This window comes from Treponema sp. R6D11 (assembly GCF_054786075.1).
Window position 1 is genome coordinate 1 of sequence record NZ_BDHD01000351.1, and the last position, 1,297, is coordinate 1,297.

General features: G+C 40.9%; 1 protein-coding gene and 1 tRNA gene. Both read right to left on the reverse strand.

The window, feature by feature from the left end; translation table 11 throughout:
• Positions 1–24: 24 nt before the first annotated feature.
• Positions 25–534 carry a hypothetical protein gene (locus ACYVTD_RS13035; RefSeq protein ID WP_461248174.1) on the reverse strand — a complete coding sequence of 170 codons (510 nt, stop codon included), beginning with the start codon at positions 532–534 and terminating at the stop codon, positions 25–27.
• Between the two features lie 411 nt (positions 535–945).
• Positions 946–1,017, reverse strand: a tRNA-Glu gene (locus tag ACYVTD_RS13040).
• Positions 1,018–1,297 lie beyond the last annotated feature (280 nt).

Below are 1,297 nucleotides of genomic sequence, written 5' to 3' on the forward strand. Positions count from 1 at the left end.
TGTCGAAGTCATTTTATTCTCCTCTTAAAAACTGCGATTTAACAACATACTGTGCATATCATTTGAAAAATGCATTCCCTCTTTTGTGTACATTTTTCCGCCTCTTTCCGGGAACGCAAGATCAAAAAATTCTTTTAACGTCGATTTTATTCCCGACAAATACGCAAATAACATTTCGTTAGCCGTGCGTAACTTAATAGCTTCTTGTTTTAAACTGAGGTAGATAGCGGACAATTCATCGCGTTGATTTTCAGGAAGAACGGAAACAAGAGCCAAGAATTGCCCTTTTGAGTCAAGATTTTCAGAAAAACTCTGTTGATGTATAAGCGTTTTAAAAACGGCAAAAAGTTGTTCGCGCTTTTTTTCCAGAGACGCTATCTTGTTTTCGATTGAGTTCATAACTGTTAAATGGTCTTCAAAGACAGCCCAATCGCGGTTTGAAACAGCCTGGCGTATCTTGTCCTGCTCATTGACCGCGTTTTGAATCAATTCACATTCCTGAAGCAGGATATCCCTGCATTTTTCATAAATCATGACTATACCTCTTTATATGTATCGGCGGGTTTTTAGGGTTGAATTAGAAAGAAAATTAGCAAAAAACATGAAATTTTGACCAAGAAATTTACCACGAACCACACGAACCAAGAGCGAATCCAAGAGGGATAAGAGCGAACAAGTAGCGAACCCAAGAGGGATAAGCGTAAAAAGTTTGCATTTTGAGGCAGGGGAATCGTCTGAAGGACGCAGACTCCTGTCTGCGCCCTTCAGACCGCCTGCGCGCTCCCGGCGCGTCCTGCGCCGACTTTTTATTAAGGCAACGCTTGCGCGTTGGGATTTTTCAAGGAGCGCTCCGGTTCGATTCCCCCACAAGCATGGAGTTTCGCCTCGCGAAACTCCCGCGAAAAACAAAAAAAGACCCTTCCGGGTCTTTTTTTGTTTTTCGCACATCTCCTAGGGGAATCGAACCCCTGTTGCGAGGATGAAAACCTCGTGTCCTAACCCCTAGACGAAGGAGACTTTTTTGTCTTAATCGAATTTAGTAAAAACATGAAAAAATGTCAAGATATTATCGAAAAATCAAACTTTAGACTTAAAAACGGCTATTGACCTTTTTGGGCGTTTTTAGCATAATTTTGTAATACGGCTTGAGCCGTCTTATTTTTAGACCATCAGGAGAGTTTATCTGAAAATCTTGACTCAAAAGGGCAATTCTTGGATCTTGTTTCCGTTCTTCCTGAAAATCAAAGCGATGAATTGTCCGCTATCTACCTCAGTTTAAAACAAGAAGCTATTAAGT